23 protein-coding genes are annotated in these 24942 nt (G+C 67.6%); 10 read left to right on the forward strand and 13 right to left on the reverse strand.

The features are described from left to right. Positions 1 to 289 precede the first annotated feature (289 nt). The 3 genes from OB2597_RS14055 (at position 290) to OB2597_RS21015 (ending at position 4001) form a co-directional block, all read left to right on the forward strand. Positions 290 to 1888: a phosphoenolpyruvate carboxykinase gene (locus OB2597_RS14055; RefSeq protein WP_009806255.1), complete on the forward strand. Its 1599-nt coding sequence runs from the start codon at positions 290 to 292 to the stop codon at positions 1886 to 1888. 5 nt (positions 1889 to 1893) lie between these two features. Then, a complete protein-coding gene (locus OB2597_RS21010; RefSeq protein WP_009806256.1) occupies positions 1894 to 2454 on the forward strand; it encodes a DUF3859 domain-containing protein in 561 nt (186 codons plus the stop codon). 140 nt (positions 2455 to 2594) lie between these two features. Then, entirely contained in the window at positions 2595 to 4001 is a 1407-nt protein-coding gene (locus tag OB2597_RS21015; protein ID WP_009806257.1) for a PRC-barrel domain-containing protein, read from the forward strand. Between the two features lie 112 nt (positions 4002 to 4113). On the opposite strand, the gene OB2597_RS14070 is transcribed toward OB2597_RS21015, so the two are convergent. Then, positions 4114 to 4884, reverse strand: a complete 771-nt coding sequence (locus OB2597_RS14070; protein WP_009806258.1) for a sulfite exporter TauE/SafE family protein — start codon at positions 4882 to 4884, stop codon at positions 4114 to 4116. 147 nt (positions 4885 to 5031) lie between these two features. Between OB2597_RS14070 and OB2597_RS14075 the strand changes: the two genes are divergently transcribed. The 4 genes from OB2597_RS14075 to ald all read left to right on the forward strand — a co-directional run bounded on the left by OB2597_RS14075 (position 5032) and on the right by ald (position 9781). Beyond that, positions 5032 to 6720: an acyl-CoA dehydrogenase family protein gene (locus tag OB2597_RS14075; protein ID WP_009806259.1), complete on the forward strand. Its 1689-nt coding sequence runs from the start codon at positions 5032 to 5034 to the stop codon at positions 6718 to 6720. Between the two features lie 191 nt (positions 6721 to 6911). Beyond that, positions 6912 to 7472, forward strand: a complete 561-nt coding sequence (locus OB2597_RS14080; protein ID WP_009806260.1) for a fasciclin domain-containing protein — start codon at positions 6912 to 6914, stop codon at positions 7470 to 7472. 151 nt (positions 7473 to 7623) lie between these two features. Further along, positions 7624 to 8460 carry a BKACE family enzyme gene (locus tag OB2597_RS14085; protein ID WP_009806261.1) on the forward strand — a complete coding sequence of 279 codons (837 nt, stop codon included), beginning with the start codon at positions 7624 to 7626 and terminating at the stop codon, positions 8458 to 8460. Positions 8461 to 8638: 178 nt separating this feature from the next. After that, positions 8639 to 9781, forward strand: a complete 1143-nt coding sequence (ald, locus tag OB2597_RS14090; protein WP_040609798.1) for an alanine dehydrogenase — start codon at positions 8639 to 8641, stop codon at positions 9779 to 9781. A 58-nt stretch (positions 9782 to 9839) separates the two neighbouring features. On the opposite strand, the gene OB2597_RS14095 is transcribed toward ald, so the two are convergent. The 11 genes from OB2597_RS14095 to OB2597_RS14145 form a co-directional block, all read right to left on the reverse strand. After that, complete coding sequence (locus tag OB2597_RS14095) at positions 9840 to 11162, reverse strand: TRAP transporter large permease (protein ID WP_009806263.1); 1323 nt, start codon at positions 11160 to 11162, stop codon at positions 9840 to 9842. Further along, positions 11162 to 11743, reverse strand: coding sequence for a TRAP transporter small permease (locus OB2597_RS14100; RefSeq protein WP_009806264.1), 582 nt, complete (start codon positions 11741 to 11743; stop codon positions 11162 to 11164). The genes OB2597_RS14095 and OB2597_RS14100 overlap by 1 nt, the downstream gene beginning before the upstream one ends. Before the next feature lie 85 nt (positions 11744 to 11828). After that, positions 11829 to 12863 (reverse strand): TRAP transporter substrate-binding protein, encoded by a 1035-nt coding sequence (locus OB2597_RS14105; RefSeq protein ID WP_009806265.1) that lies wholly within the window; start codon positions 12861 to 12863, stop codon positions 11829 to 11831. Positions 12864 to 13146: 283 nt separating this feature from the next. After that, a complete protein-coding gene (locus tag OB2597_RS14110; protein ID WP_009806266.1) occupies positions 13147 to 13494 on the reverse strand; it encodes a hypothetical protein in 348 nt (115 codons plus the stop codon). Between the two features lie 85 nt (positions 13495 to 13579). Beyond that, complete coding sequence (gene cobM, locus OB2597_RS14115; protein ID WP_009806267.1) at positions 13580 to 14356, reverse strand: precorrin-4 C(11)-methyltransferase; 777 nt, start codon at positions 14354 to 14356, stop codon at positions 13580 to 13582. Further along, positions 14353 to 16221, reverse strand: coding sequence for a precorrin-3B C(17)-methyltransferase (gene cobJ / locus OB2597_RS14120; RefSeq protein WP_040609358.1), 1869 nt, complete (start codon positions 16219 to 16221; stop codon positions 14353 to 14355). The genes cobM and cobJ overlap by 4 nt, the downstream gene beginning before the upstream one ends. Then, the gene (cobI, locus tag OB2597_RS14125; RefSeq protein WP_009806269.1) at positions 16212 to 16922 is read right to left on the reverse strand and encodes a precorrin-2 C(20)-methyltransferase; all 711 of its coding nucleotides are present in this window, start codon (positions 16920 to 16922) and stop codon (positions 16212 to 16214) included. Before cobI ends, cobJ begins: the two co-directional genes overlap by 10 nt. Then, positions 16919 to 18121 (reverse strand): bifunctional cobalt-precorrin-7 (C(5))-methyltransferase/cobalt-precorrin-6B (C(15))-methyltransferase, encoded by a 1203-nt coding sequence (locus OB2597_RS14130; protein WP_009806270.1) that lies wholly within the window; start codon positions 18119 to 18121, stop codon positions 16919 to 16921. The genes cobI and OB2597_RS14130 overlap by 4 nt, the downstream gene beginning before the upstream one ends. Positions 18122 to 18230: 109 nt before the next feature. Next, positions 18231 to 18866 carry a precorrin-8X methylmutase gene (locus OB2597_RS14135; protein ID WP_040609799.1) on the reverse strand — a complete coding sequence of 212 codons (636 nt, stop codon included), beginning with the start codon at positions 18864 to 18866 and terminating at the stop codon, positions 18231 to 18233. Positions 18867 to 19816: 950 nt separating this feature from the next. Further along, positions 19817 to 20908, reverse strand: coding sequence for a sirohydrochlorin chelatase (locus tag OB2597_RS14140; protein ID WP_009806272.1), 1092 nt, complete (start codon positions 20906 to 20908; stop codon positions 19817 to 19819). Positions 20909 to 20912: 4 nt separating this feature from the next. Then, a complete protein-coding gene (locus OB2597_RS14145) occupies positions 20913 to 21140 on the reverse strand; it encodes a DUF6732 family protein (protein ID WP_009806273.1) in 228 nt (75 codons plus the stop codon). A 315-nt stretch (positions 21141 to 21455) separates the two neighbouring features. On the opposite strand from OB2597_RS14145, the gene OB2597_RS14150 reads away from it, so the two are divergent. Continuing rightward, positions 21456 to 22433, forward strand: coding sequence for a glutathione S-transferase family protein (locus tag OB2597_RS14150; protein WP_009806274.1), 978 nt, complete (start codon positions 21456 to 21458; stop codon positions 22431 to 22433). 6 nt (positions 22434 to 22439) lie between these two features. Here the strand turns inward: OB2597_RS14150 and OB2597_RS14155 are convergent, their stop codons facing one another. Continuing rightward, positions 22440 to 22856 (reverse strand): DNA-binding transcriptional response regulator, encoded by a 417-nt coding sequence (locus OB2597_RS14155; protein WP_050759238.1) that lies wholly within the window; start codon positions 22854 to 22856, stop codon positions 22440 to 22442. A 221-nt stretch (positions 22857 to 23077) separates the two neighbouring features. Here OB2597_RS14155 and OB2597_RS14160 point away from each other — a divergent pair, with 221 nt between their 5' ends. Together OB2597_RS14160 and cbiB are read left to right on the forward strand one after the other, a co-directional pair. Beyond that, on the forward strand, positions 23078 to 24037 hold the full coding sequence (locus OB2597_RS14160) for a threonine-phosphate decarboxylase (protein WP_040609802.1): 960 nt from the start codon (positions 23078 to 23080) through the stop codon (positions 24035 to 24037). Continuing rightward, the gene (gene cbiB, locus OB2597_RS14165) at positions 24034 to 24927 is read left to right on the forward strand and encodes an adenosylcobinamide-phosphate synthase CbiB (RefSeq protein WP_009806277.1); all 894 of its coding nucleotides are present in this window, start codon (positions 24034 to 24036) and stop codon (positions 24925 to 24927) included. Before OB2597_RS14160 ends, cbiB begins: the two co-directional genes overlap by 4 nt. Positions 24928 to 24942: the final 15 nt, after the last annotated feature.

The raw sequence follows: 24942 nt of genomic DNA on the forward strand, positions 1-24942 counted from the left end.
GCCTTTACAATCAATCCCAAAACGCGAATCGCCCGCGTCCTCTCGGCAGGATTGTGGCGAAAATGTCTTAGAATTGCCTGAATTGTCCCCCGATCCCGAGCATGTCCCGGCACCGCCCCGCGGGTGATTGCGCTAAAGTTTACTTGGTGGCGCTAACTGCGACCAAGCCTCCTGTTCAGACCTGTGAACCGCGTGTTAAGAGGCCCGCTATCGGCAGGCCGCCCTGGCCCGGAGTCTCGGTCAGTTACGGAAAAAGATGCCGCACAGCGCAGCTACAGGAGCTTGGCACATGACATTTGGACGGGTGAACCCGAAATTCCGCCTTGAAGATCAGGGGATCGAGGGTCTGGGCAATGTCTATTACAACCTGATGGAGCCCGCGCTGATCGAAGCAGCGCTGAAGAACGGCGAAGGCCGTCTCGGCAACGGGGGCGCCTTTCTGGTCACCACCGGCAAGTTCACGGGCCGCTCGCCCAAGGACAAACATGTCGTGAATACAACGAATGTCTCCGACAAGATCTGGTGGGAGAACAACGCCGAGATGTCGCCGGAAGGTTTCGATAACCTGCACGCCGACATGCTCGATCACATGAAGGGCAAGGACTACTACGTCCAGGATCTCGTGGGCGGCGCCGATCCGGCCTATGCGATCAACGTCCGCATGGTGACCGAACTGGCCTGGCACGGGCTCTTCATCCGCCACATGCTGCGCCGTCCCGACCGGGCCACGCTCGACAATTTCATGGCCGACTTCACGGTGATCAACTGCCCGACCTTCCGGGCGGATCCCGGCCGTCACGCCTGCCGGTCGGAAACCGTGATCGCGATGAACTTCGACAAGAAGCTGATCCTGATCGGCGGCACCGAATACGCGGGCGAAAACAAGAAATCGGTCTTCACCCTGCTCAACTACATCCTGCCGGAAAAGGGCGTGATGCCGATGCACTGCTCGGCCAACCACGCGCAGGACAACCCGGTCGACACCGCCGTCTTCTTCGGCCTCTCCGGGACCGGCAAGACCACCCTTTCGGCCGACCCGAACCGCGTCCTGATCGGCGACGACGAACACGGCTGGTCCGACCGCGGCACCTTCAACTTCGAAGGCGGCTGCTACGCCAAGACGATCTCGCTCAGCCCCGAGGCCGAGCCCGAGATCTACGCCACCACCAGCAAGTTCGGCACCGTCATCGAGAACATGGTCTTCGACGAAGAGACCTTCGAGCTCGACTTCGAGGACGACAGCCTGACCGCCAACATGCGCTGCGCCTATCCGCTGGAGTATATCTCCAACGCCTCGGACACCGCGCTCGGCGGCCATCCCAAGAACATCATCATGCTGACCTGCGACGCCTTCGGGGTCCTGCCGCCGATCTCGCGGCTCACCCCGGCGCAGGCGATGTATCACTTCCTGTCGGGGTTCACCTCCAAGGTCGCCGGCACCGAGCGTGGCGTGACCGAACCCGAGCCCACGTTCTCGACCTGCTTCGGCGCCCCCTTCATGCCGCGTCGCCCCGAGGAATACGGCAATCTCCTGCGCGAGAAGATCGCCAAGCACGGCGCGACCTGCTGGCTGGTGAACACCGGCTGGACCGGCGGCGCCTACGGCACCGGATCGCGGATGCCGATCAAGGCCACGCGCGCCCTGCTGACCGCCGCGCTGGACGGGTCGCTGAACGAGGCCGAGTTCCGCAAGGATCCGAACTTCGGCTTCGACGTGCCGATCTCGGTCCCCGGGGTCGCCCAGGTCCTGCTGGACCCGCGCCGGACATGGGACGATCAGGAGGCCTATGACCGGCAGGCACAGAAACTGGTCAACATGTTCTCCGAGAACTTCGCCCAGTACCTGCCCTTCATCGACGAGGACGTGAAGGCCGCCGCGATCGGCTGAGCCGCATGCGACTGATCCTGCAAACCCTGCGCCCCGTCCTGCTGGCCGGGGCGCTTTGCCTCTCGGAGGCCGGTACGGCCCGCGCCGAGCCGGTCTTCGCGCCCCCGGTCGACCATGTCGAGTACGGCATCGTCTGCGACTACGTCCCCCGCGGGAGGGACGTCCCGGCCCCGGGCACGAACGCCGGCAAGGTGCGCCGCGGCGGCGTTCCCGTCCGCTTCGATCACCAGACCGATCTGGTCCCGGCCCGGCACGGCCTCGCCTTCGGGATCCGCATTCACACGGCGCCCTCGTCCGGTACCCTCGAGGTGACCATGGTGACCCGCCACCCCCCGTTCGGGCCCGGTTATCTCGACACCGAAAGCTGGACCTCGTCGATCACCGGCGGCGTGCCGAGCGCGCGCTATTTCTTTTTCGAGTTCGACTACGAACTGGCGCCCGGCCCCTGGACGATGGAGGTCTACCTCGACGGTGACCCATTGATAAGCAAGACCTTCACGGTTTTCGATCCGGCGCTCCGCCCGGACATGCCGGACCCCTGCCCCGGCGCGGACGTCTACTCCTGAACCGCCCCGCGCGGGCCCGCGCGATCCCTGTCTCCTCGGCGAAGAAAAGCCCCTCTCCGGCGTCTCGGCTGAAAATCGCTTGGAACATCTGGCGCCGCCGCCGGTTGGACCGGCTGAAGCCCTACACAAGGAGGAGTCACATGATGACACGATCCAACGTCCGCGTCACCGCGCTGCTCGGCACCGCCCTGACGCTGATCCTGGCCCATGCCGCATCCGCCGCGACCGAAATCCGGCTGTCCGACAGTCAGGTTCCGAACCTCAACGAGGAGTGCCGCACGCTGGTCGAACATATCCGCGACCGCAACAACATGGTTCCCGACGAGCGCAGCCAGGACGTGCTTCGCGCGCTGAACAACGACAATGCCGAGGCCTGCACCGACCTCGCCACCGTTCTGCAGGACATGCCAGCCGAGAACCGTGACCAGGCCGATGCCACCGCCCGCGACAGCGAAAGCGTCACCAACCGCGAGAGCGAAGAGGTGAGCGAGCGCGTCGAACTCGAGCAGGAGGCCACCATCGAAGGTGTCGCCGCCGTCAACGTGCCCGAGCCCAATGTCGACGTCGAGGTCGATCCGCCGCAGGTGACCGTGCGCAAGTCGCAGCCCGAGGTCAGCGTCGAAGAGGCTCCCTCGACCATCCAGGTTCAGCAGCCGCAACCGAATGTCGAGGTTGAGATCCCCGAGATCGTCGTGCGCGTGGAAGTGCCGGCCCCCTCGATCTTCATCCAGTCCGACGACCCGACCGTCCGCGTCTCGAGCGCCGATCCGCAGGTCGAGGTGCAGCAGGGCGAGCCCCGCGTGACCGTGACCCAGCCCGATCCGGAACTGCAGGTCGATCTCGGCGTCGATGCCGAAGGCGACGCGGACCAGACCGACACTGAGACGCGCCAGACCGCCGAGAACGAAGACGGCTCGGACGTGAACCGCGGCGGCGACGTCCAGATTGCCTCGAACGAACCGCAGGTCGAGATCGTTCAGCCCGAGGGTCAGCCGGGGCTGTCCATCAACCGGGCACAGCCGCAGGTGCAGTTCGAGGGCAGCGAGCCGAACGTCTCGGTCCGTTTCACCCAGCAACCCACCGTGGAACTGGCGCAGACGGGCGAGGTCCAGGTGACCTTCGAAACCGCGGAAGAGCGTCAGGCCCGGCTCGAACGGCAACAGAACGAACAGCCGCAGAACGAGCGTCAGACGGCCGGCAATGCGCCCGAGCAGGGTGAAAACGCCAACGATCAGCGCATGGCGAATGTCCTGCTCGTGCGTGACCTGCTCGGCATGGAAGTGATCGGCGCGAACGGCGAGGAACTCGGTGAACCAGAAGCCGTGATCGAACGCGACGGCCAGATCATGCTGGTGATCGACGAAGGCGGTTTCCTCGGCCTCGGCGAAGACCAGACCGCCGTGCCGCTGAGCCGTGTCCAGATGGACGCTCAGAACGAACGGCTCCAACTGCAGGAGCTGACGGCAGCCGAAATCGACGATGCGCGCGACTTCGAATACGACGCATCGGAAGAAGTGGATAGCGACCGCGAGATCCGCCTGAACTGATACCAGGTCAGACCTCGATTATCCCGGACCGGGCGGCCCAGCCGCCCGGTTCTTTCGTATCTGTCAGTCATGGCGAGGTGTCAGGGCAGCCCGCGCCCCGGCCGCGGCCCCGTCAGCCCATCAACCCGCGCCGCAGCAGGTTTCCGCCGGCAAGAAGCAGCACGACCAGCGTCGCCTTCCGGAACGCCTGCTGGTCGATGCGGTCCTGCACCTTGAACCCGATCCACATGCCCAGCAGCGCCGGCACGAGGAGAACGACGGCAAACGGCAGGGTCTCCGCGCGCACAACTCCGCTGGCCATATGCGCCCCCAGCAGCGCGAGGGCGCCCAGACCATAGATCACCCCCTGCACGCGGACATGTTCCTGCTTGGGCGTCTGCAGCGCCGTCAGATAGGCCACGGTCGGCGGCCCCCAGACCCCGGAGAATCCTCCGATGAACCCGGCGAAGGCGGCCACCGAGACTTCGATCCAGCGTGAGGGGCTTGCCCCCAGCGTCAATTGACGGCCCATCAGCTGGGTGACGGCGAACACCACGATCGGCACCCCGATCAACAGCAGCATCACGTTGGCCGGAAGGATGCGGACCATCTGCGCCGAAACGACCAGCGCGACCAACCCCACGGTCAGGAAGATCCGGAACCGTTTGACCGCCGCCCAGGCCGCCGCCCCGCCCTGCCGCATCGCCTGCCACCCGTTGGTCGCGAGCGTGGGCAGGATGAGCCCGGCAAGCGCCAGTTCCGGCGAGACGAAGGACCCCATTCCCGAGATCATGATCATCGGCATGGCAAAGCCCACCATCCCCTTGATCACGCCGGCGAGGAGCCCCACAAACAGGCAGGCCGCCAGGGCCGGCAGCGGGACGAGGTCGATGAGCATTTCCATGCCTGCCCCTTACGCCGCGCTGCGACGCTCTGCCACTGGAAAAACCGCGGCGCAACATTAGGTCGCGCGACAGCCGGTCAACGCATATAAGTTGCGCTGCACCTGCAAAATGCGGTAGCCCGGACGAAATCGGATAGAGGATGATTCATGGCGCATGACGGACAGGATATCACTGGGGCGGGCAACGTGCTCCTGCCGGACCTCCTCGCACTGACGGGCGCGGCGATCGCCCCGGTCGAAGAGCTTCTGGAAAAGGCGCGCAACAGCGTCCGCGCCGCTGTTTTGGGGTCCGACGAAAAGATCACCACGCCGGCGGTCGAGCGGCACCAGACGGCCACCCACGGCCTCGCCTGGCTGGCGACTTATGTGGAATCCCTCCGCCAGATGCAGAAGTGGGCCGAGCACCTGAAGAACGAGGGCAAGCTGGGCGAGATCGAACAGTTGATCCACCAGATCGCCTTTGGCGAATACCTCTGGCAGATCTATGGCGGCATCCAGATGTCGCAGAACGAGATCGTCCGCCTGCAGGACCTGGGCCTGTCGCAGGATGACCAGCGCGGGTTGATGTCCGACGCCGTGATGACGCTCTGCCAGTCCGGCAACACGCAAGACGCCCGGTCGCGGCTGGCCGAACTCATGGTCGAACAGCAGGGCGCCACGATGTTCGGCGCCTCTGGCCTCGACGAAGAGCTCGAGATGATCCGCGACCAGTTCCGCCGCTACGCGGTCGAAAAGGTCGAGCCCCACGCCCATGAATGGCACCTCAAGGACCAGCTGATCCCCATGTCGGTCATCGAGGAGCTGTCCGAGATGGGGGTCTTCGGGCTGACCATTCCCGAAAACCTCGGCGGGTTCGGCCTGTCCAAGGCCTCCATGTGCGTCGTATCCGAAGAACTCTCGCGCGGATACATCGGCGTCGGCTCGCTCGCGACCCGGTCCGAGATCGCCGCGGAACTGATCCTCGGCGGCGGCACGGAAGAGCAGAAAAGCCACTGGGTGCCCAAGATCGCCTCGGGCGAGATCCTTCCGACGGCGGTCTTCACCGAACCCAACACCGGCTCCGACCTGGCGTCGCTTCGCACCCGTGCGGTTAAGGATGGCGAGGACTATCGCATCACCGGCAACAAGACGTGGATCACCCACGCCGCCCGCACCCACGTCATGACGGTGCTGGCCCGGACCGATCCCGAGACGACCGACCACAACGGCCTGTCGATGTTCCTGGCCGAGAAGCTCCCCGGCACCGACGAAGACCCCTTCCCGTCCGAAGGCATGACGGGCGGCGAGATCGAGGTGCTCGGCTATCGCGGCATGAAGGAATACGAGCTGGGCTTCGACAATTTCCACGTGAAGGGCGAGAACCTCCTGGGCGGCAAGGAGGGCCAGGGCTTCCGCCAGCTGATGAAGACCTTCGAGGCCGCGCGCATCCAGACCGCCGCCCGCGCCATCGGCGTCGCCCAGGCCGCGCTGGACGTCGGTCTGCAATACGCGCTGGACCGCAAGGCCTTTGGCCAGCCTCTCGTCCACTTCCCGCGCGTCTCGGGCAAACTGGCGATGATGGCCGTCGAGATCGCGGTGGCGCGCCAGCTCACCTATTTCTCGGCCTTCGAGAAGGACAATGACCGGCGGTGCGACCTCGAGGCCGGCATGGCCAAGCTGTTGGGGGCCCGCGTGGCCTGGGCCTGCGCCGACAATGCGCTGCAGATTCACGGCGGAAACGGCTTTGCGCTGGAATATACCGTCAGCCGTCTGCTCTGCGACGCCCGCATCCTCAATATCTTCGAAGGTGCGGCCGAAATACAGGCGCAGGTCATCGCCCGGCGCCTGCTCGGATAGGAAGACCCGGCCCGATCCGGCCCCCCCGCCCGGCTGCGCGCCGGGCGCGAGGGGGCTGCCGATCACACCTCGCCCCGGGCATTATACGGAAAAAAAAGTTCGGCCGATTTGAAACCGGTTCTCCGGGCGGCGCGTAACTCGGGTCATAGCGGCGGCAATAGAGCCTGTCGCAGATACCGAGAGGAAGTATGATGAAAACCAAGTTTATCGCTGCTGTCGCCGCCGCCGCCGGCATCGCCACCGTTGCCGTCGCTCAGGAGAACCCGACTGTCGGCGGTGCGCCGATGATGGCCGACATGACCATCGCGGAAAACGCCTCCAACGCACCGAACCTGACCACGCTCGTCTCGGCCGTGAAAGCTGCCGGCCTAGCCGAGACGCTGATGGGCGAAGGCCCCTACACCGTCTTCGCGCCGACCAACGACGCCTTCGGCATGATTTCGGAAGCCTCGCTCAACCAGCTTCTGATGGACGAGAACCGCGGCCAGCTGCAGCAGATCCTGACCTGCCACGTCGTCGCGACCGAAGCCTTCTCGACCGACATCGCCGGCATGATCTCGGACGATGGCGGCATGCACGTCGTCCCCACGGTCGGCGGCTGCGGCCTCGAAGCCTACATGGAAGGCGGCGAGCTGAAGCTGAAGGACGAGAACGGCCGCGTCGCGACGGTGACCGTGGCGGATGTCGACCAGTCGAATGGCGTGGTCCACGTGATCGACCGCGTCCTGCTGCCCGCCGGCCAGGCAGGCTGACCGACCCCCTCTGCAACGACGGGACAGGGGCGATCTGCGGATCGCCCCTTCTTTTTTGCTCCTCTGCCGCGATAGACTCGGGCCTTCAACCGCGCGTCCCTCTCTGATAGGTGACGCCGACCACGATCCGCCGTGAAGCCGAGGTACCGAGATGCCGACGAAACCCTGCATTGTCTGCGTTGCCATAACCGGCTCCCTGCCGACCAAGGCCGACAATCCCGCCGTCCCGATCACCGTCGCCGAACAGGTCGAATCCACGCAGGAGGCTTTCGAGGCCGGCGCCACGATCTGCCATGCCCACGTCCGCAACGATGACGAGACCCCGTCCTCCGACCCGGAAAAATTCGCGCGTCTCAAGGAAGGGCTGGAAAAGCACTGCCCCGGCATGATCATCCAGTTCTCGACCGGCGGCCGCTCCGGCGCCGGCAGGGAACGCGGCGGGCATCTGTCCCTGCGCCCTGACATGGCATCGCTCTCTGTCGGCTCGAACAACTTTCCCACCCGCGTCTACGAGAACCCGCCCGACCTGGTCGACTGGCTCGCGGCCGAAATGATGGATCACGGCGTGAAGCCCGAGATCGAGGCCTTCGACCTGTCGCACATCCACCAGGCCGCGCAGATGTTCCGCCAGGGCAAGATCGCCGAAACGCCCTATGTCCAGTTCGTGATGGGGGTGAAGAATGCCATGCCGGTGGATCGGCCTACCTTCGATTTCTATATCGAGACGATGAGGCGGCTTTTGCCCGACAGCGAATGGTGCGCCGCGGGAATCGGCAAGGACCAGATCACCATCAACGAATGGACCGTTCCGGCGGGCGGGCATGCCCGCTGCGGGCTCGAGGACAACGTGCGCCTCGACCGAAAGACGCTGGCGCCGTCGAACGCCGCGCTGGTCCGGCGGATCGTGGATATCTGCGACCGGCACGAACGGCCCGTGGCAAGCTGGCAGCAGGCGCGCGAGATCCTCGGCTTGCCGATGCCCGCCTGACGCGAAAAGGACAGCCTTTCACACCTTTCGCCCGGAGCAGGATAATCTGTCGTTATCCAGCCTGAGCGCGCACATTGCTGCGAAGAAAGTGATCCTGCGCGGGAGAATGGAAAGGAAATTGCACGGAAATCCTGTTCCGCTGAAGGCATCCAGAGAAATGCCGATCAGGGAGGATGTCATGATCATCGGCTGTCCCAGGGAAATCAAGAATCACGAATACCGCGTTGGTCTCACCCCCGAGAGCGTCGCCGAGCTGACGCAGCGCGGCCATTCCGTGCTGATGGAAGCCGGTGCCGGAGATGGCATCGGTGCCGCGGATGACGACTATGCCGCCGCCGGCGCAGAGGTGACGGATGTCGAGACGGTCTTCGGTTGGGCGGATATCGTGGTCAAGGTCAAGGAGCCGCAGCGCGTGGAACGCGAGCGCCTGCGCACGGGCCAGACGCTTTATACCTATCTCCACCTCGCGCCCGATCCCGACCAGACCGACGACCTGATCGACAGCGGCGCGACCTGCATCGCCTATGAAACCGTCACCGGTCCGGGCGGCGGCCTGCCCCTGCTCCGCCCGATGAGCCAGGTGGCCGGCCGCATGTCGGTCCAGGCCGGGGCGCATGCGCTGGAAAAGGCACAGGGCGGTCGCGGCGTCCTGCTGGGCGGGGTGCCGGGGGTCGCGCCGGGCCGGGTGATCGTCATCGGCGGCGGCGTGGTCGGCCGCAATGCCGCCCAGATGGCCGTCGGCCTTGGCGCGGATGTCACCGTCCTCGACCGATCGCACGACGTGCTCGAGGATATCGACCGCCAGTTCGCCGGACGGGTCCGCACGGTCTATTCGACCGCCACGGCGCTGAACGACCTGATCGGAGCCGCCGACCTCATCGTCGGTGCGGTGCTCATTCCGGGCGCATCGGCGCCGAAGCTGGTGACCCGGGCCATGCTCGGGGGCATGCAGCCGGGCACGGTGATCGTGGATGTCGCCATCGATCAGGGCGGGTGTTTCGAGACCTCGAAGCCCACGACCCACGCGGACCCGATCTACGAGGTCGACGGCATCGTCCACTACTGCGTCGCGAACATGCCCGGCGCGGTGGCCCGCACCTCGACCTATGCGCTGAACAACGCCACGCTGCCGCACCTGCTGCGCATGGCCGACCTTGGCGTCAAGACGGCGCTGGATCGCGATGCGCACCTGCGCGCGGGGCTCAACGTGGCGGACGGCCGGATCACGTGCCGGCCCGTCGCCGAGGCGCAGGGGCTCGACTGGATTTCAGCCGAAGAGGCCCTGGCCCGCCTGCCGGACCGGACCCCGGAGCCGGCCTGACCGCCCGCACGACCCGCGCGCCCGGACGAACCTCGTCCGGCGCGCAACCCTGGCCGCCCTAACCGAGGACCCGCAGCAGGAAGAGCGTGATCCCGGGGAACAGGACAAGCAACGCGACCCGGACGATATCGGAGCCGACGAAATACATCACCGCGCCGTAGGTCTTCACGATCGGCGTCTCGCGATCCATCGAGTTGATCACGAACAGGTTCATCCCGACCGGAGGCGTGATCAGCCCCACCTCGACCACGATCAGCACGATGATCCCGAACCAGATCGCGAACTCCTCGGGTCCGAGGCCGAAGTCCAGGGCCGAGACGATCGGAAAGAAGATCGGAATCGTCAGAAGGATCATCGACAGGCTGTCCATGAGACAGCCGAAAACGAGGTAGAGCGCCAGGATCAGCACCAGGACGGCCCAGGGGTTGAACCCCCGCTCGACCACCCAGGCGGCCAGTTCCTGCGGCACCTGCGTCAGCGCCAGGAAACCGTTGTAGAACGCCGCACCCAGCACGATGAAGAAGATCATCGCCGTGCTCTTGGCGGTCGAGAAGAAGCTGTCAAGCCACGCCCGGCCGCGCAGGCCGCCGTTGAGGTACGCGATCAGCCCCGTGCCCGCAGCTCCGACGGCCGCCCCTTCGGTCGGGGTGAAGAGGCCGAGATAGATGCCGCCCACGACCACCACGAAGACGATCAGGACCGGCAGGACGGCGATCAGAGACCCGAAGCGTTCGGCCATCGGCACGGGCGGGCGCACCCCGGCCGAATCCGGGTTGAGCCGGACGTAGATCGACACGGTGATCATGTAGCCCACGGCCGCCAGAAGGCCCGGGATGAAGGCGGCGAGGAACAGCTTGGCGATGTTCTGTTCCGCCAGGATCGCGTAGATCACGAGGATCACCGACGGCGGGATCAGGATCCCCAGCGTTCCGCCAGCAGCCAGCGTGGCCGAGGAGAACCCGCCGGAATAGCCGTAGCGCTTCATCTCGGGCAGGGCGACCTGCCCCATGGTGGCGGCGGTGGCGAGAGACGATCCGCAGATCGCCCCGAAGCCCGCACAGGCCCCGATCGCCGCCATGGCCACGCCGCCGCGCAGGTGCCCCAGCCAGCTTTCCGCCGCCTTGAACAGCGCCTGGCTCATCCCGCCAAGGGTGGCGAACTGCCCCATGAGCAGGAACATCGGCACGATCGACAGGGAATAGGACGAAAAGGTCGAATAGGTCTCGGACTTCAGCCGGGCCAGGGCGACGATGGTACCCCCGGTCACGAAGTACATGCCGCCGAAACCGACGGCGAACATCGCCAGCCCGATCGGCATCCGCAGAAAGATCAGCAGCATGAGGACCGGGAAGGACAGGAGCCCGATGTCGAAATTGCTCATCAGTGCGCGGCCCCCTCGACCGTCAGAAATGGACGCCCCGTGATCGTTTCGGCGACACGGGCCAAGGCGACATAGACCGACACGACCGCCGCGACGCAGGCCCCGGCCAACGAGGCGGCATAGGCCCACCAGACCGGAAACTGCAACAGCATCGTCGTCTCGTTGTAGCGCATCTTGCCCGCCATCCCTTCGTAGAGCTTCCAGGCGATGACGATCAGCGCGGCGGCGAAGACCACTTCCCAGACCGCCGACAGCAGGCGGTTGATCCGGCCCGACAGTTGCGATGTCAGGATATCCACGGTCGCGTGGCTTCCGCTGATCTGCGCCAGCGGGAGGAAGGCGAAGATGCTGAAGGCGATCCCTGCCTCGACGATCTCGAAATCGCCGAGGACGGGACCGACCCCGGCGTCCAGCACCTGCTGCGCCAGCCCCGGCAGAAGCCCGGCGTCGATCATGCCGTGCATCAGGGTGTTCAGAGCCCGCCCGACGACCGAAACGACCGTCAGCAGGATCAGGAATGTCAGCACGATACCGCCCAGGATGGCGGCGAACCGGGCGAGGGTCAGAAAGACGCGGGTCATTGGCCAGCCTGTTCCGGGGGTGAATGAAACGCGCCGGATCCGTGGACCCGGCGCGGCGGGGGCGTCCGAGGGACAGCCCGTGGTGTTACTGGCTGGCCTCTTCGATCAGGGCCTTGGCCTCGTCGAGAAGCGCCTGGCCGTCCAGGCCGGCATCGGTCATTTCCTCGACCCACCAGGTCTCGATCGGCGCGGCGGCCTCTTTCCACTCGGCGATCTGCTCGTCGCTGAGGTCGATGATGTTGTTGCCGCGTTCCTGGGCGAATTCGAGGGCGGGCTGGTCCGCCTCCTGCATCACGCGGCCGGCGAAGGCCGAGAATTCCTCGCCCGAGTTGTCGTCGATGACCTTTTTCAGGTCATCCGGCAGCGCCTCGTACTTGTCCTTGTTCATCGCCCAGATGAAGGTCGCGGTATAAAGCGCGTTGCCCGGCCAGGTCGTGTGGTTCTCGACCAGTTCCGAGACCTTGAGCGCGGTGGTCACCTCCCACGGGATCACCGTGGCGTCGATCACACCCTTGGACAGCGCCTCGGGCACCGCGGGAACCGGCATGCCGATCGTGGTCGCCCCCATGTCGGTGAAAAGCTTGTTGATCACGCGCGTCGGCGCGCGCAGCTTCACGCCGTTCAGGTCCGAAACCGAGGTGATCGGCTCCTTCGAGTGGATCAGGCCCGGGCCGTGAACCCAGGTGCCGAGGATCTTCAACTCGGCAAAATCCTTGTCCATCATGTTCTTCTCGGCGTAGCGCCAGTAGGCACGGCTGGTGTCCTCGCCGTTGCTCATGATGAAGGGCATTTCGAAGACTTCCGCCCGCGGGAAGCGTCCCGGCGTGTACCCCGGCAGGGTCCAGACGATGTCGGCCACGCCGTCGATCACCTGGTCCACCAGTTCGGGCGGGCGCCCGCCCAGCTGCATGGCCGGGTAGCGATCGATCTTGATGCGTCCGTCGCTGTCCGCTTCGACCCGGTCTGCCCAGACATCCAGGATCAGCCGCGGCACGGAAGCCTGCGCCGGCAGGAACTGGTGCATCTTGAAAGTGTATTCCTGCGCAATGGCGACCGATCCGGTGCCGGCAAGAAGGGCTGCGGCGGCAATCCCGCGAAGTGCCGTCTTGATGTATGACATGTTGTCCTCCCGTCATGTCGCGCCGTCGTGCCGGTATCGGAGAGAGGAACAGGCGCCCCGAAAGGCCCTGTCCGCGTCCGCTTCCGATTGCCGCAATGGCGGTCGTGCCGGCAAAAGATGCCGATGGGAATTGGCGCTGTCAAACGTTCTGGAGGTCAGTGATTTAATTTCCAAGGAAACATGTGGCACTGTCACCTATTTTCTGGGGCGACGGCCACTCCGGAGCACCGGGAAACCCGGCTGACGGAACCGTTTCATCGTATTTCCGGCCGAATCACTTGGCTCAGGAGGACGGAAGAAGCCCCGCCGGCGCATCCTGCGGAATGACGAAATCCGGCGCCGGCCGGTCCAGCGCCGCGGTCTGCCGCTTGAACTCGTAAAGCATCTCGTCACCCTCTTCGGCCGCCGCGACGATCAGGCACTGCCAGAGGTGCCGCCCCCCGTCGTGAACGTCCACCAGCCCCCGCAGGCGCGGCGCCTGGGCCACTGGAACCGCAAAGCCGTGATCCCAGAGGCGCAGCAGCGGAACCACGGTGTCCGCCATGACGACGCGCAGCCGGTTGCGACGCCCGAGCGCCGCCGTGCGGGCCGCTTCCAGCCCCTCCCGTACCTCTTTCGGCAGATAGGTCATGGTTGTTCCTCCGACAACAGGATGCCCGACCTGAGATTAGCGTCAAGTTAACGGAAAGGTTCCATACTGTTTCGCGAAACTTTTGTCAGCTTTCCCGCAGCCTGACCCTGGGCCTCAGAACATGGGGGATATCCCGGTCGTAAAGGGCGGAGTCGCGGAAATCGCGGATGTCTTGCAGGACCGGACCCACCAGGATCAGCGCGGTGCGCGTGATCTTTTCGGCCCGCACCTTTGCGTGGATGTCCGCCAGCGTGCCGCGAATGAACATCTGGTCCGGCCAGCCGACGCGGTAGGCCACGACCACGGGGCAATCGCTTCCGTAGTGCGGCGACAGCTGCCGCTCGATCTCGCGCAGGTGGCGGACGCCGAGGTGGATCGCCAGCGTCGCGCCGGTCCGCGCGAAATTGGCCAGCGTCTCGCCTTCGGGCATCGAGGTCGACTTCATGCTCACCCGGGTCAGGACGATCGACTGCGCGATCTCGGGCACGGTCAGTTCCTGCCCGAGCGCGGCCGCCGCAGCCGCATAGGCCGGCACGCCGGGGATGATCTCGTAGCCGATCCCATCGGCCCGCAACCGGCGGATCTGCTCGGCGATCGCGCCATAGAGCGACGGATCGCCCGAATGCACCCGCGCCACGTCCTCGCCTTGCTCGTGGGCCGTGACGATCTCGGCATGGGTTTCGTCCAGCGTCATAGGGGCCGTGTCCAACACCCGCGCCCCCTCGGGCGCGCAAGCCACGACTTCGGCCGGGACGAGCGAGCCCGCATAGAGGCAGACCGGGCACTGCCCGATCACCCGTTGCGCCTTGAGCGTCAGGAGTTCGGGATCCCCCGGGCCCGCACCGATGAAATAGACCGTCATGCGACCGATCCCTTCGTGCTGTCGCCCAGATGGCGGTTGCCGACCTCGCGCAGGTCGCCGTCGATCCGGCGCGCATAGCCGCGCGGCGTGTACATGCGCGGCCCCTCGCCCAGGTTCGCCAGCCGCGAATTCGACGACCCGACCAGGACCACGGTGAGCATGTCGACCTCGTTCACGTCCAGATCGGCCAGCCGCCGGTAGCGCAGATGCTCCTCGGGCCGGCCCAGGTTCGTGGCCAGCATCACCGGCGTATCGGGCGAGCGGGACCGCAGCAGGATGTCGCGCGCCTCGGCCAGCAGGACGCGGCGCGTCCGGCTGACGGGATTGTAGAAGGCCACGACGAAATCCCCGGTCGCCGCCGCCTCGATCCGCCGCAGGATGTCGGCGCGCGGCGTGAGAAGATCGCTCAGCGATATGGCGCAGAAATCATGACCGAGCGGCGCCCCGGCGCGCGCGGCCGCCCCCTGCAGGGCGCTGACCCCCGGCGAACAGACCACCTCGGCCCGTCGCGCGGCGTCGCTGACCCCGCCTTCGCCATCGCCGCGATCCAGAAGTTCGAAGACCAGCGCGCCCATGGCATAGATCCCGGCGTCGCCCGAGCAGACCAGCGCGACCGAACGCCCCTCGCCCGCACGCTCCAGCGCATGGCGGCAGCGGTCCTCTTCGCCGCCCAGGGGGAAGTCCGCCCGCGGCTTGCCCGCCGCCAGCGGCCCCAGCAGGTCGATGTAGAGCCCGTAGCCCACCAGTTCATCGGCCTCGGAAATCAGCCGCGACACTTCGGGCGTCCGCCAGGCCGACTGTCCGGGCCCGATCCCGACGATCGCCAGCCGCCCCCGCGCCCGGCCACGCGGCCCGGGCATCACCTCGGGAGAGACCGCGAGGGCGCATGTGGCGTTGGCGCTCTTCCGTTTCGGCTGGACGAGCACGCCTTCGGGCCCCGCCCCCGCCAGCGCCGCCCCCTCGGAGACGCCGTGACATCCGACCTCGGCAAAGACCACCTCCGAAGGTGTAGCCAGGCGCGGTGTCTCGGCCTCGAGTTCGGCCGCCGAGAACAGGCGAAACGGCAGGCCGAGCGTCTCGGCCAGCCGGATCATCGCCGGCTCGTCCCCCTTGAGGTCCAGCGAATGCACCGCGGATATCGCCCCCGGCGCGATCCCGGACTCCGCCAGCATCCCGCGCACCAGTGCCGCCAGTTCCTCGGGCGGACAATCGCGCGAACAGCCGACGCCGAGCGAATAACGCACCGGATGGAAGGTCAGGACCCCCTCGGCCGCCGGGGCCTCCGTCGCCGCGATGCGCACCCTGTCGCCGCCGGTCCCCGCCGCCGCGAGCCCGCCGAGCCAGTCGGCCCGCTCTGCCGCGTCGCCCTCGATGCGGGCCGATGCACCGGCGAGCAGTCGTGCCATGGCGCCCTTGGCCAGGTCCGGTGTCGCCAGCCTCCAACCCTGGGGGGGTTCGTCCAGCGAAATTCCCAGCGCGACGTCGCCGGCGGTGGTCACCGCGGCCCGGCCTCCGAGCGCCACCGAGATCTCCCGCGCCAGCCGGTTCGCCCCGCGGTGCCCGCCCAGCAGCGGCACGACCACACCGCCGTCGTCGCTGACCGACAGCACCGGCGGTTCGCTCCGCTTGTCGCCCAGCAGGGGCGCGACCGCCCGGATCAGAATGCCCGAGGCGCAGACGCCGACCACCGGCCGCCCCGCCGCGAACATCTCGCGCGCGAAGGCCAGCGCGTCCGGAAACGCGTGATCCGCCCCGGGCACGCGCCCCGCCCGGCCCCAAACCGGCAGGCCGAGCGCGTCCGCCACCCGGCGGGCGGTTGCGGCGCCCGATCCGGACACCGCCATGATGACAGGCTCTAGAGCCATGGATCCTCCTCCTGTCCGACCAGGACCATCGAGAAATAGGGTGCCCGGTCCGGCGCATCCGCCAGCGCGCAGACGTGTTCGTCGGGCAGTCCGACACGGGCGATGTAGACGGCGCGCTCCAGCAACCCGACCTCGGCCAGGACCGCCCGGATCTTGCCGAGATGCCGGCCCACCTTCATGATGGCGAAAGCCTCCGCACGGCCGATCCTGTCGCGCAGGTCGGCCGCCGGCAGCGGCCCCGGTAGCACCGTCAGCTGCTGGTTCCGCGCGACGAGGGGCAGACCCGCCCGCGCGGCGCAGGCGCTCAGCGATGTCACGCCGGGCACCACCTCGACCGTGAACCGGTCGGCGAGCCGCGCATGGAGATACATGAACGAGCCATAGAAGAACGGGTCCCCCTCGCACAGGCAGATCACGTCGGCTCCGGTCTCCAGCGCGGCCGAGATCTCCCGGGCGCCGCGATCGTAGGCCGCCTGCGCCGGGCCGCGTTCCACCGTCATCGGCACGTCCATGACGATCTCGCGGCACCCGTCGGGGATCAGCTCCGCGACGATCGAGCGGGCGAAGCTGTCCCCCCCCGCGAGCGCCGGATAGGCGATCACCCGCGCGCCGCCGATCAGCCGCGCCGCCCTCAGCGTCAGCAGGTCCGGGTCCCCGGGCCCCAGCCCGACACCGATCAGTCGTCCCGCCTGACCGCTCATCGTTTCACCAGGCTCCACTGGGTCACCGGCATTGCTGGCCGCCAGCCCGAAAGCCGTCCGACCGCCTCGGCCCGCGCGACCTGAAGCTTGGCCAGTTCTCCGCCGTGCCGGGCCTGCAGGGCCAGCATCACCTGTTCGCTCTCGATCGTGACGGCATTCGCCACGAGACGGCCGAGCGGTTTCAGCCGGTCCCAGGCGGTGGCGAATGCCGCCTCGCTCAGCCCGCCACCGATGAACACCGCATCTGGCCGGTCCAGCCCGGCCAGCGCCGCGGGCGCCTCGCCCTCGATCAGCTGCAGTCCCGGCACGCCGAGCGCCAGCGCATTCTCGGCCGCCATCGCCCGCCGGTCGGCGCGCGGCTCGATCCCGACCGCCCTGGCATACCGCGCCGCCCGCATCCATTCGACCGCGACCGACCCGCAGCCGGTACCGATGTCCCACAGAAGCGCCCCGCGCATCGGCATCAGCTTGGCCAGCGTCACCGCACGCACCTCGCGCTTGGTCATCGTTCCGTCGGACTGGAACAGATCGTCCGCCAGCCCCGGCACGCGCGGCAGCAGCGCCGCGTCGGGGGCGGCGACGCAGTCCACCGCCAGCGTGTTGAAGGCAGGCACCTCGTGAGACCAGCTTTCCGCCAGCCCCTCGACCCTCAGCTCCGCCTCTCCGCCCATGTTGGCGAGAACGGTCATCGTGGATCTGCCGAACCCCCGTTCGGTCAGGAAACGGGCAATCCGGCCCGGCGTATCCCCGCCGGTCGTCAGGATCAGCAGCCGTGCGTCGGGCTGGATGAAGGCGATCATCTGTTCGACCGGACGGCCATGCACCGTCAGCGTCTCGAGGTCGGCCATCGACCAGCCCATCCGGGCCGAGGCCAGCTGGAACGCGGAAAGCTGCGGGTGATAGACGATCTGATCGGGCGGGATCGACCGGCCGATCCGGGCGCCGACCGAGAACCAGAGCGGATCGCCGGTCGCCAGCACGACCACCCGCCGCCCGCGCAACCCCCGAAGCGTGTCGATCAGCGCGTCGAACGGATGCGGCCAGGCGACACGCTCGGCCGTGACCGCGTCCGACAGCCTGTGATGCCGGTCGCCGCCGACGATCACCTCGGCCGCCTCGACAACGGCGCGGGTGGCCGGCAGCAGCCCCGCCATCCCGTCCTCGCCGATCCCGACGACATGCAGCCATGCCGCGCTCATGACGCGCCGCCTACCCGCGCCGGACACCGGCGCGCAGAACCGCCCCAGGCTTCATCTTGCCTGAAATACTCCCGCCGGAGGCGTGCCCGGCCGGCCGCGCAACCCGCCATCAGACCTGTTCCCCCGGCAAACCCGCAGCCAGCGCATTGACCGCCGCCGAGGCCATGGCCGACCCGCCGCGACGGCCGCGCAGGGCAAGGAACTCGCACCCGCGCGGATCGGACGCCAGCTCGGCCTTGCTTTCCGCAGCCCCCACGAACCCCACCGGGAATCCCAGGATCATCGCGGGTTTCGGCGCGCCCCGGTCCAGCAGTTCCAGCAGGTGGAACAGCGCGGTCGGAGCGTTGCCGATGGCCACGACCGCGCCCTCCAGATGGGGCAGCCAAAGCTCGACCGCCGCCGCCGACCGGGTATTGCCGATGCGTCGCGCCAGATCCGGCACCTCGGGCGCGTTCAGCGTGACCGTGACCTCGTTCCCGGCCGGCAGGTTGCGCCGGATGACGCCGGCCGCCACCATCTCGCAATCGCAGAGGACCGGCCGGCCGGCCAGCAGCGCCGCCCGGCCCGCCTCCCACGCCCCGCTCGACGAGGCCAGCCGGTCGGCCACCTCGACCATGCCGCAGGCATGGATCAGGCGGATGGCGACCGACTGAAGCCCCGGGGGGAACCTGTCCAGCCGGGCCTCCCTGCGAACGGTGGCGAAACTCTGTGCATAGATCTCGGCCGGGTCCCGTTCATAGCGCATCTGCCGCACCGGAGCCCGCGCGGGGCCGGACGCGTCGGGGGCGGCGGCGACCAGTTCCGCCTCGTGCCCCAACCCGAGGATCCAGGCCTCTTCCCGCGCCACGACCTCGCGTTCGGGGCCCGTGAGGTCCGGCGCGCCGCGGAAGAGTGGCGCCAGCCCCCCCTCCCGGTCGAGCGCCGCCAGGGCACCCGCCACCACCCGCACCTGCGCGCTGTCCAGCACCTCGTCCTCCGCGCGCTCGGCATGAGCCTGCGTCTGCAACAGCGAGGGATAGACCTCGGCCAGGACGATGCGGCCCTCCGGCACGGCCAGCCCGGTATCGAAGGGCCAGACCTGCAGTCGATCGCGCAGGCGGGGATCCGCACGCAGGGCCGCCAGCGCCGGCAGCCCGACGATCACTTGCGACCCGACCGACCCCGCATAGGCCAGTTGCCAGACCGTCTTGGCCCCCTTGGCCGAAGCGTCCGCCACACGGCGTTCGGGCGGATGATCCGTCCCGTGCCGATCGGAGGCCCGGATCGGAATCGCGGGAAGATCGACCGTGTCCGGCCGCCCCCAGAAGGGGCCGACACCGTCGTACTCGGCGTTGATCGACGCCGCCACCTCGAACCGGTTCGAGACATTGTCCGCCCCGTCCGCGACCCGCCCGGCCAGCCAGTCCCAGAGGGCCAGCGCGCTGTCGGAGCCGCAGAGCCTCTGCGCGACACCGGCCGGATACCCGAAGGGAAAATCGAACCCCGCGAGGACCCGGCGCCCGGCCTCTGCTTCGGCCGACAGGAAATCCGCCAGCCAGGCCACCGCCTCGTGACGGGTCCTGAGGTAGACGGGCGCCTGCGCGGCCCCCTCCCGGACGATCCCGATCCATATCGCGTCCTTCGAGGGACGGGCCGGGCTGGGCGCGTTCCGGGCGGACCAGTCCACCACCACATGCGTATCGAAGAGAGGTCGCGTCACTTTCGCCGCGCGCTCTCGGGCCCGTGCGGATGCTGCGCGTGGGGATATTGCGGGTGATGGTGATGCCCGTGGTCATGACCGTGCCCATGGTCGTGACCGTGACCGTGACCGTGGTCGTGGTCGTGATGGTGGTGATGATCCATGTCCAGCCGGCACTCTCCCGTGCAGAAGGTGTCGCACAGCGCGCAGTCCTCGACATTGGACCCGGGGGCCGAGGCGCCCTGCCCCTCGACGTGATGGTGATGGCTTTCCTGCGGAGCACCGACCTCCGCTTCGAATCCCAGGACCTGCACGCGGTACTTGCAGGTCGCGCAATTCGGCGGCGGCACCTCGCCCAGCTGTTCGGTCACCCGCTCGGCGAAGGTCTCCAGTACCTTGGGGTGGTCGTTCAGGTAACCCGCCTTCACGAATTCGATCTCCGGATGTTCGGCGGCGACGCGATCGGTGAACCCGTAGATCCGGTCGACCAGGATCCCCGTGAAGAGGAAATACGGAAAGACCACGACGCGCCTGTAGCCCAGCTTGACCACGTGTTTCAGGCAGGGCTCGACCAGCGGGAAGGTCACGCCGGAATATCCCACCTCGCACCAGCCGAAGCCCATGCCCTCGTGCAGCATCCGCGCCACCTTGGCGACGTTGCCGTTGGCATCCGGGTCGGAGGCCCCGCGCCCGATCACGACGAGGCAGGTTTCGGACAGGGGCACATCGTCGCCCGCCGCCGCCAGCGCCTCGCCGACCCGTTCGGCGGCTGCGGCGATCATCTTGGGATCGACCCCGAGCTCCCGCCCATAGGTGATCTCGACCCCGTGCCGCGCGGCGTAGGTGTTCAGCACCGTCGGGATGTCGTTCTTGGCATGCATCGCCGCAAAGAGCATGCCCGGCACCGCGAGGATGCGATCGCACCCCTGGTCGCGCAGCCGGTCCAGGCCGTCGCGGATGACCGGGTTCGCGAATTCCAGATAGCCGTAGTCGACCGGCCAGTCCGGGGGCAGAAGCGCCGGCAGCTTCCGGGCCAGAACGGCGAATTCGTCCACGGCCGCCTGGCTCCGCGACCCGTGGCCACAGATCATCACACCTGTCTTGGACATGGGATCAGGCCTCCTGCGGCTCTTCGTCCCGCGCCTCGTCCTCGGCCTCCGCCTCATCGCCCTCGTCCGAGGACTTGCCGCGCAGCCCCTGCCACAGTCCGATCGCGATGGCCGCTCCGAGCGCCGCGGCTCCCAGCCAGTGACCATGGCCCGCAACTTCGCCCAGATGGCCGACATGGCCAGCGGCAGGGCCGGCGACGGCCGTCAGCAGGATGGCGAGAGATACACGCATGTTGTGTCCTTTCCGATTGCGGAAAGCGCAGGTCCCGCACCGGCGGGCTCCGACGATCCGGCCCGGCATCCCCTGTCTGGGTCGATGCGGAGGGCCGGCCCCTTTCCGGTCCCAACAGGGACTTCGTCTCGGGTCTGGATACCCCGCCGCCCCGCGCTCCGCAACGAGGTTTCCCGACCACTCCGCCCGCCGGAGCGACATTCGCGGGCGTGCATGAGCGCTGTGCGCCTGCGCAGGTCGGACCTGCGGCGCCCCGGCTTGGATCGCCACCTCCGCGCCCTATTCTGATGGGGAGACGAGACAGAGGACGACATCATGGGCCAACTGGTCGACGGCAAATGGCAGAAAGAGAACCTTGGCAAGCTCGCCGAGGACGGAGAATTCAAACGCAAGGAATCCTCGTTCCGGAACTGGGTCACCGCGGACGGCTCTGCCGGCCCGTCGGGCGAGGGCGGGTTCGAGGCCGAGAGCGGCCGCTATCACCTCTACGTGTCCTACGCCTGCCCCTGGGCGCACCGGACGCTGATCTTTCGCGAACTGAAAGGGCTGACCGACCACATCGGGCTTTCGGTCGTGCATCCCGACATGCTGGACGAGGGCTGGACCTTCTCGACCGACTTCCCCGGTGCGACCGGAGATCCGATCCTGAACGCCGGGGCGATGCACGGCGTCTATACGGCCGCCGATCCCGATGTGACGACCCGCGCCACCGTACCCGTCCTGTGGGACAAGACGCGCGGCACCATCGTCTCGAACGAAAGCGCCGAGATCATCCGCATGTTCAACAGCGCCTTCGACGGGATCACCGGAAATACCGACGACTATTATCCCGAAGAGCTGCGCGACCGGATCGACGAGATCAACGCCCGCGTCTACGACACGGTCAACAACGGCGTCTACAAGTCGGGCTTTGCCACCTCGCAATCGGCCTATGATTCCGCCGTGCACGCGCTCTTCGACAGCCTGGATTGGCTGGAGGGAATCCTCTCGACCTCGCGCTATCTCGCCGGCGACCGGGTAACGGAAGCCGACTGGCGGCTGTTCACCACGCTGATCCGGTTCGACAAGGTCTACCACACCCACTTCAAGTGCAACCGGAACCGGATCGTCGATTTCCCCAACATGGCGGGCTATCTGCGCGAACTCTATCAGTGGCCCGGTGTGGCGGGAACGGTAGATTTCGACCACATCACCCGCCACTACTACTACAGCCACGACCACATCAATCCGTACCGCATCGTGCCGATCACGGCGGAACTCGACCTCGAGGCGCCGCATGGCCGGGGGGACTGAGCGGGGTCAGACGGCGCCGCCGAAATAGGCGACCATGGCAGCGACGTCGGCGGGCTTGCTGTGCGCGGGAATCATCGCCCGCGCGTTGGAGCAGAGGCGGAAGATCGTTCCGTCGGCGAGAAAATCGTCGCTGTTCACGAAAATCAGCTTGGCCTCCGGTCGTCGGAAATTGGCGTAATCGGACACCACGAGCGCCGAACCGCGCTGAAAGACCATGTCGAGGAGGATGACGTCGCAGGCCTGCTCTCGCAGGTGGTCGAGGGCCTGCCCCTCGCCCTCCGCCACCTCGACGTTGAAACCGTGCGCGGTGAGATCACGAATCCACATGCGTCGGAGAACATCGGTCGTGGCGCCGATGACAAGGACCCGCAGCGGAACGCCCCCTGACCGTTCCGCCGGCCCTTCTGGCTGCGCATACTCCAAGAGCTTCAAATCGGGACCCTCGCTTGTTCATCTACGCCATGACCAGACATCCACATACCGACGAGCCCCCTCAGCATGGGCCGAAAAATCCTAATAAACGGTAAACGCTTTTTCGGATCGAAAAATTTGCGGGAGAAATTGCCAAATCCGCCGGAATGCGGTCAAACCCGCCGGCAGACGGGTCCGCAGGGCCCGGTGACGGCAACAGCTCGGGCTTCAGCATGACTTCAGACGCCAGCGGACGCGATCACGGAGGCCGGCTCGATCAGGCCATCGACCGCTTCGGCGGCGCGCGGGAGGCGTGGATCGACCTGTCAACCGGCATCAATCCCATGCCCTACCCCACGGGCGCGGTCCCCGCGGCCGCCTGGGCCGAATTGCCGGACCGTGCGGCGAACGACCGCCTCATCGCCGCGGCCCGACGGGCCTGGAGCGTACCGGACGGGGCCGCGCTCCTCCCCGTGCCCGGCGCCTCGATCGCGATCGCGCAGGTTCCCCGGCTCGCCGGGCCCGGAACCTTCGCCATCCGCGAACCCACCTACAACGAGCACGCCGCAGCCTTCCGTGCCGCTGGCTGGCGCCCCTGCGCAGACGACGCACCCGACGCCCGGATCCTCGTCCACCCGAACAATCCCGACGGAACCCGCCATGGTCCGGCCGAGGCGGACGCGCCGCTCACCATCATCGACGAGAGCTTCTGCGATACCGACCCCGACGCCTCGCTCGTCCATCTCGCCGCCCGTCCCGGGATCCTGATCCTCAAGAGCTTCGGAAAGTTCTGGGGGCTGGCCGGGTTGCGCCTGGGCTTCGTGATCGGCGATCCGGACCTGATCGGTCACCTCGCCGCACGGATCGGACCCTGGCCGGTGTCCGGCCCGGCCCTCGCCATTGGCGCATCGGCGCTGAAGGACGGAGAGTGGGCGCGCTCCACGCGCGACCGCCTGACGCGCGACGCCGCACGGCTGGACCGCGCTGTGACCGCGACCCGCGCGACGCTGACCGGCGGCACGACGCTCTTCCGGCTCTATGATCATCCGCGCGCGCAGGACCTGCACGACCACCTGATGCGCCGGCACATCCTTACCCGCCTCTTCCCCTGGTCCCGAACCGCCATCCGCTTCGGCCTGCCGGCGCCGGACCAATGGACGCGGCTGACAACCGCGCTGCAGGATTTCGCATGATCCTGGCCGCCGCGCTCCTGCTGGACGCCGCCTTCGGGGAACCGGAATGGCTCTGGTCCCGCGTCACGCATCCCGCGGTGGCGATCGGCAATGCGATCGGCTGGGCGGATCGCCGGCTGAACCGCGGCGGGATGCGGAAGGCGAAAGGCACGCTCCTCTGCCTCGCCCTGATCGCCGGCGGGCTGGCCACCGGCGCGCTGATCGCGATCCCCGGTCCGGTCGTCGAGATCCTCGCCGCGGCGGTCCTGCTGGCCCAGCGGTCTCTCGCGGATCACGTGCGGGCCGTCGCCGATGGCCTGCGCCTCTCGCCAGGCTCGGGGCGGCTTGCCGTGGCGCGGATCGTCGGGCGCGATACCGCGGGGATGGACCCTGCCGACATCAGCCGCGCCGCCATCGAGAGCGGTGCCGAAAACCTCTCGGACGGGATCGTCGCGCCCGCCTTCTGGTTCATGGTCGGCGGGCTTCCCGCCATGCTGGCCTACAAGGCGGTGAACACCGCCGACAGCATGATCGGGTATCGCACGCCCCGCCACGCGGACTTCGGCTGGGCGAGCGCCCGCTGCGACGACCTGCTGAACCTCCTGCCCGCCCGGCTGACGGCGGGTCTGATGTGCCTCGCCGCCCGGCACTGGCCGGACTGGACGCAATTGCGCGCCGATGCTCGCCGGCACCGCTCGCCCAATGCCGGCTGGCCCGAGGCGGCGATGGCCCGGTGCCTCGGCGTCGCCCTGGCCGGCCCCCGGTCCTATCACGGCGAACGGCGGGCGTTTCCCTTCGTCAACCCCGCGGGCCGCCGGACCATCGGCCCGGCCGAGATCGAGGCCGCCGTCGCGCTCATCTGGCGCAGCTGGGCGCTATTGCTCCCGGTGGCGCTGGTGGCGGGGCACTAGCCCCGTTGCCCCCTT

It is taken from the genome of Pseudooceanicola batsensis HTCC2597 (assembly GCF_000152725.1).
Lineage (GTDB): Bacteria > Pseudomonadota > Alphaproteobacteria > Rhodobacterales > Rhodobacteraceae > Pseudooceanicola > Pseudooceanicola batsensis.

Coding starts and splice junctions, on each gene's coding strand:
- OB2597_RS14055 (WP_009806255.1), top strand. CDS start 290: ATGACATTTGGACGGGTGAACCCGAAATTCCGCCTTGAAGATCAGGGG.
- OB2597_RS21010 (WP_009806256.1), top strand. CDS start 1,894: ATGCGACTGATCCTGCAAACCCTGCGCCCCGTCCTGCTGGCCGGGGCG.
- OB2597_RS21015 (WP_009806257.1), top strand. CDS start 2,595: ATGATGACACGATCCAACGTCCGCGTCACCGCGCTGCTCGGCACCGCC.
- OB2597_RS14070 (WP_009806258.1), bottom strand. CDS start 4,884: ATGGAAATGCTCATCGACCTCGTCCCGCTGCCGGCCCTGGCGGCCTGC.
- OB2597_RS14075 (WP_009806259.1), top strand. CDS start 5,032: ATGGCGCATGACGGACAGGATATCACTGGGGCGGGCAACGTGCTCCTG.
- OB2597_RS14080 (WP_009806260.1), top strand. CDS start 6,912: ATGAAAACCAAGTTTATCGCTGCTGTCGCCGCCGCCGCCGGCATCGCC.
- OB2597_RS14085 (WP_009806261.1), top strand. CDS start 7,624: ATGCCGACGAAACCCTGCATTGTCTGCGTTGCCATAACCGGCTCCCTG.
- ald (WP_040609798.1), top strand. CDS start 8,639: ATGATCATCGGCTGTCCCAGGGAAATCAAGAATCACGAATACCGCGTT.
- OB2597_RS14095 (WP_009806263.1), bottom strand. CDS start 11,162: ATGAGCAATTTCGACATCGGGCTCCTGTCCTTCCCGGTCCTCATGCTG.
- OB2597_RS14100 (WP_009806264.1), bottom strand. CDS start 11,743: ATGACCCGCGTCTTTCTGACCCTCGCCCGGTTCGCCGCCATCCTGGGC.
- OB2597_RS14105 (WP_009806265.1), bottom strand. CDS start 12,863: ATGTCATACATCAAGACGGCACTTCGCGGGATTGCCGCCGCAGCCCTT.
- OB2597_RS14110 (WP_009806266.1), bottom strand. CDS start 13,494: ATGACCTATCTGCCGAAAGAGGTACGGGAGGGGCTGGAAGCGGCCCGC.
- cobM (WP_009806267.1), bottom strand. CDS start 14,356: ATGACGGTCTATTTCATCGGTGCGGGCCCGGGGGATCCCGAACTCCTG.
- cobJ (WP_040609358.1), bottom strand. CDS start 16,221: ATGGCTCTAGAGCCTGTCATCATGGCGGTGTCCGGATCGGGCGCCGCA.
- cobI (WP_009806269.1), bottom strand. CDS start 16,922: ATGAGCGGTCAGGCGGGACGACTGATCGGTGTCGGGCTGGGGCCCGGG.
- OB2597_RS14130 (WP_009806270.1), bottom strand. CDS start 18,121: ATGAGCGCGGCATGGCTGCATGTCGTCGGGATCGGCGAGGACGGGATG.
- OB2597_RS14135 (WP_040609799.1), bottom strand. CDS start 18,866: ATGCGCTATGAACGGGACCCGGCCGAGATCTATGCACAGAGTTTCGCC.
- OB2597_RS14140 (WP_009806272.1), bottom strand. CDS start 20,908: ATGTCCAAGACAGGTGTGATGATCTGTGGCCACGGGTCGCGGAGCCAG.
- OB2597_RS14145 (WP_009806273.1), bottom strand. CDS start 21,140: ATGCGTGTATCTCTCGCCATCCTGCTGACGGCCGTCGCCGGCCCTGCC.
- OB2597_RS14150 (WP_009806274.1), top strand. CDS start 21,456: ATGGGCCAACTGGTCGACGGCAAATGGCAGAAAGAGAACCTTGGCAAG.
- OB2597_RS14160 (WP_040609802.1), top strand. CDS start 23,078: ATGACTTCAGACGCCAGCGGACGCGATCACGGAGGCCGGCTCGATCAG.
- cbiB (WP_009806277.1), top strand. CDS start 24,034: ATGATCCTGGCCGCCGCGCTCCTGCTGGACGCCGCCTTCGGGGAACCG.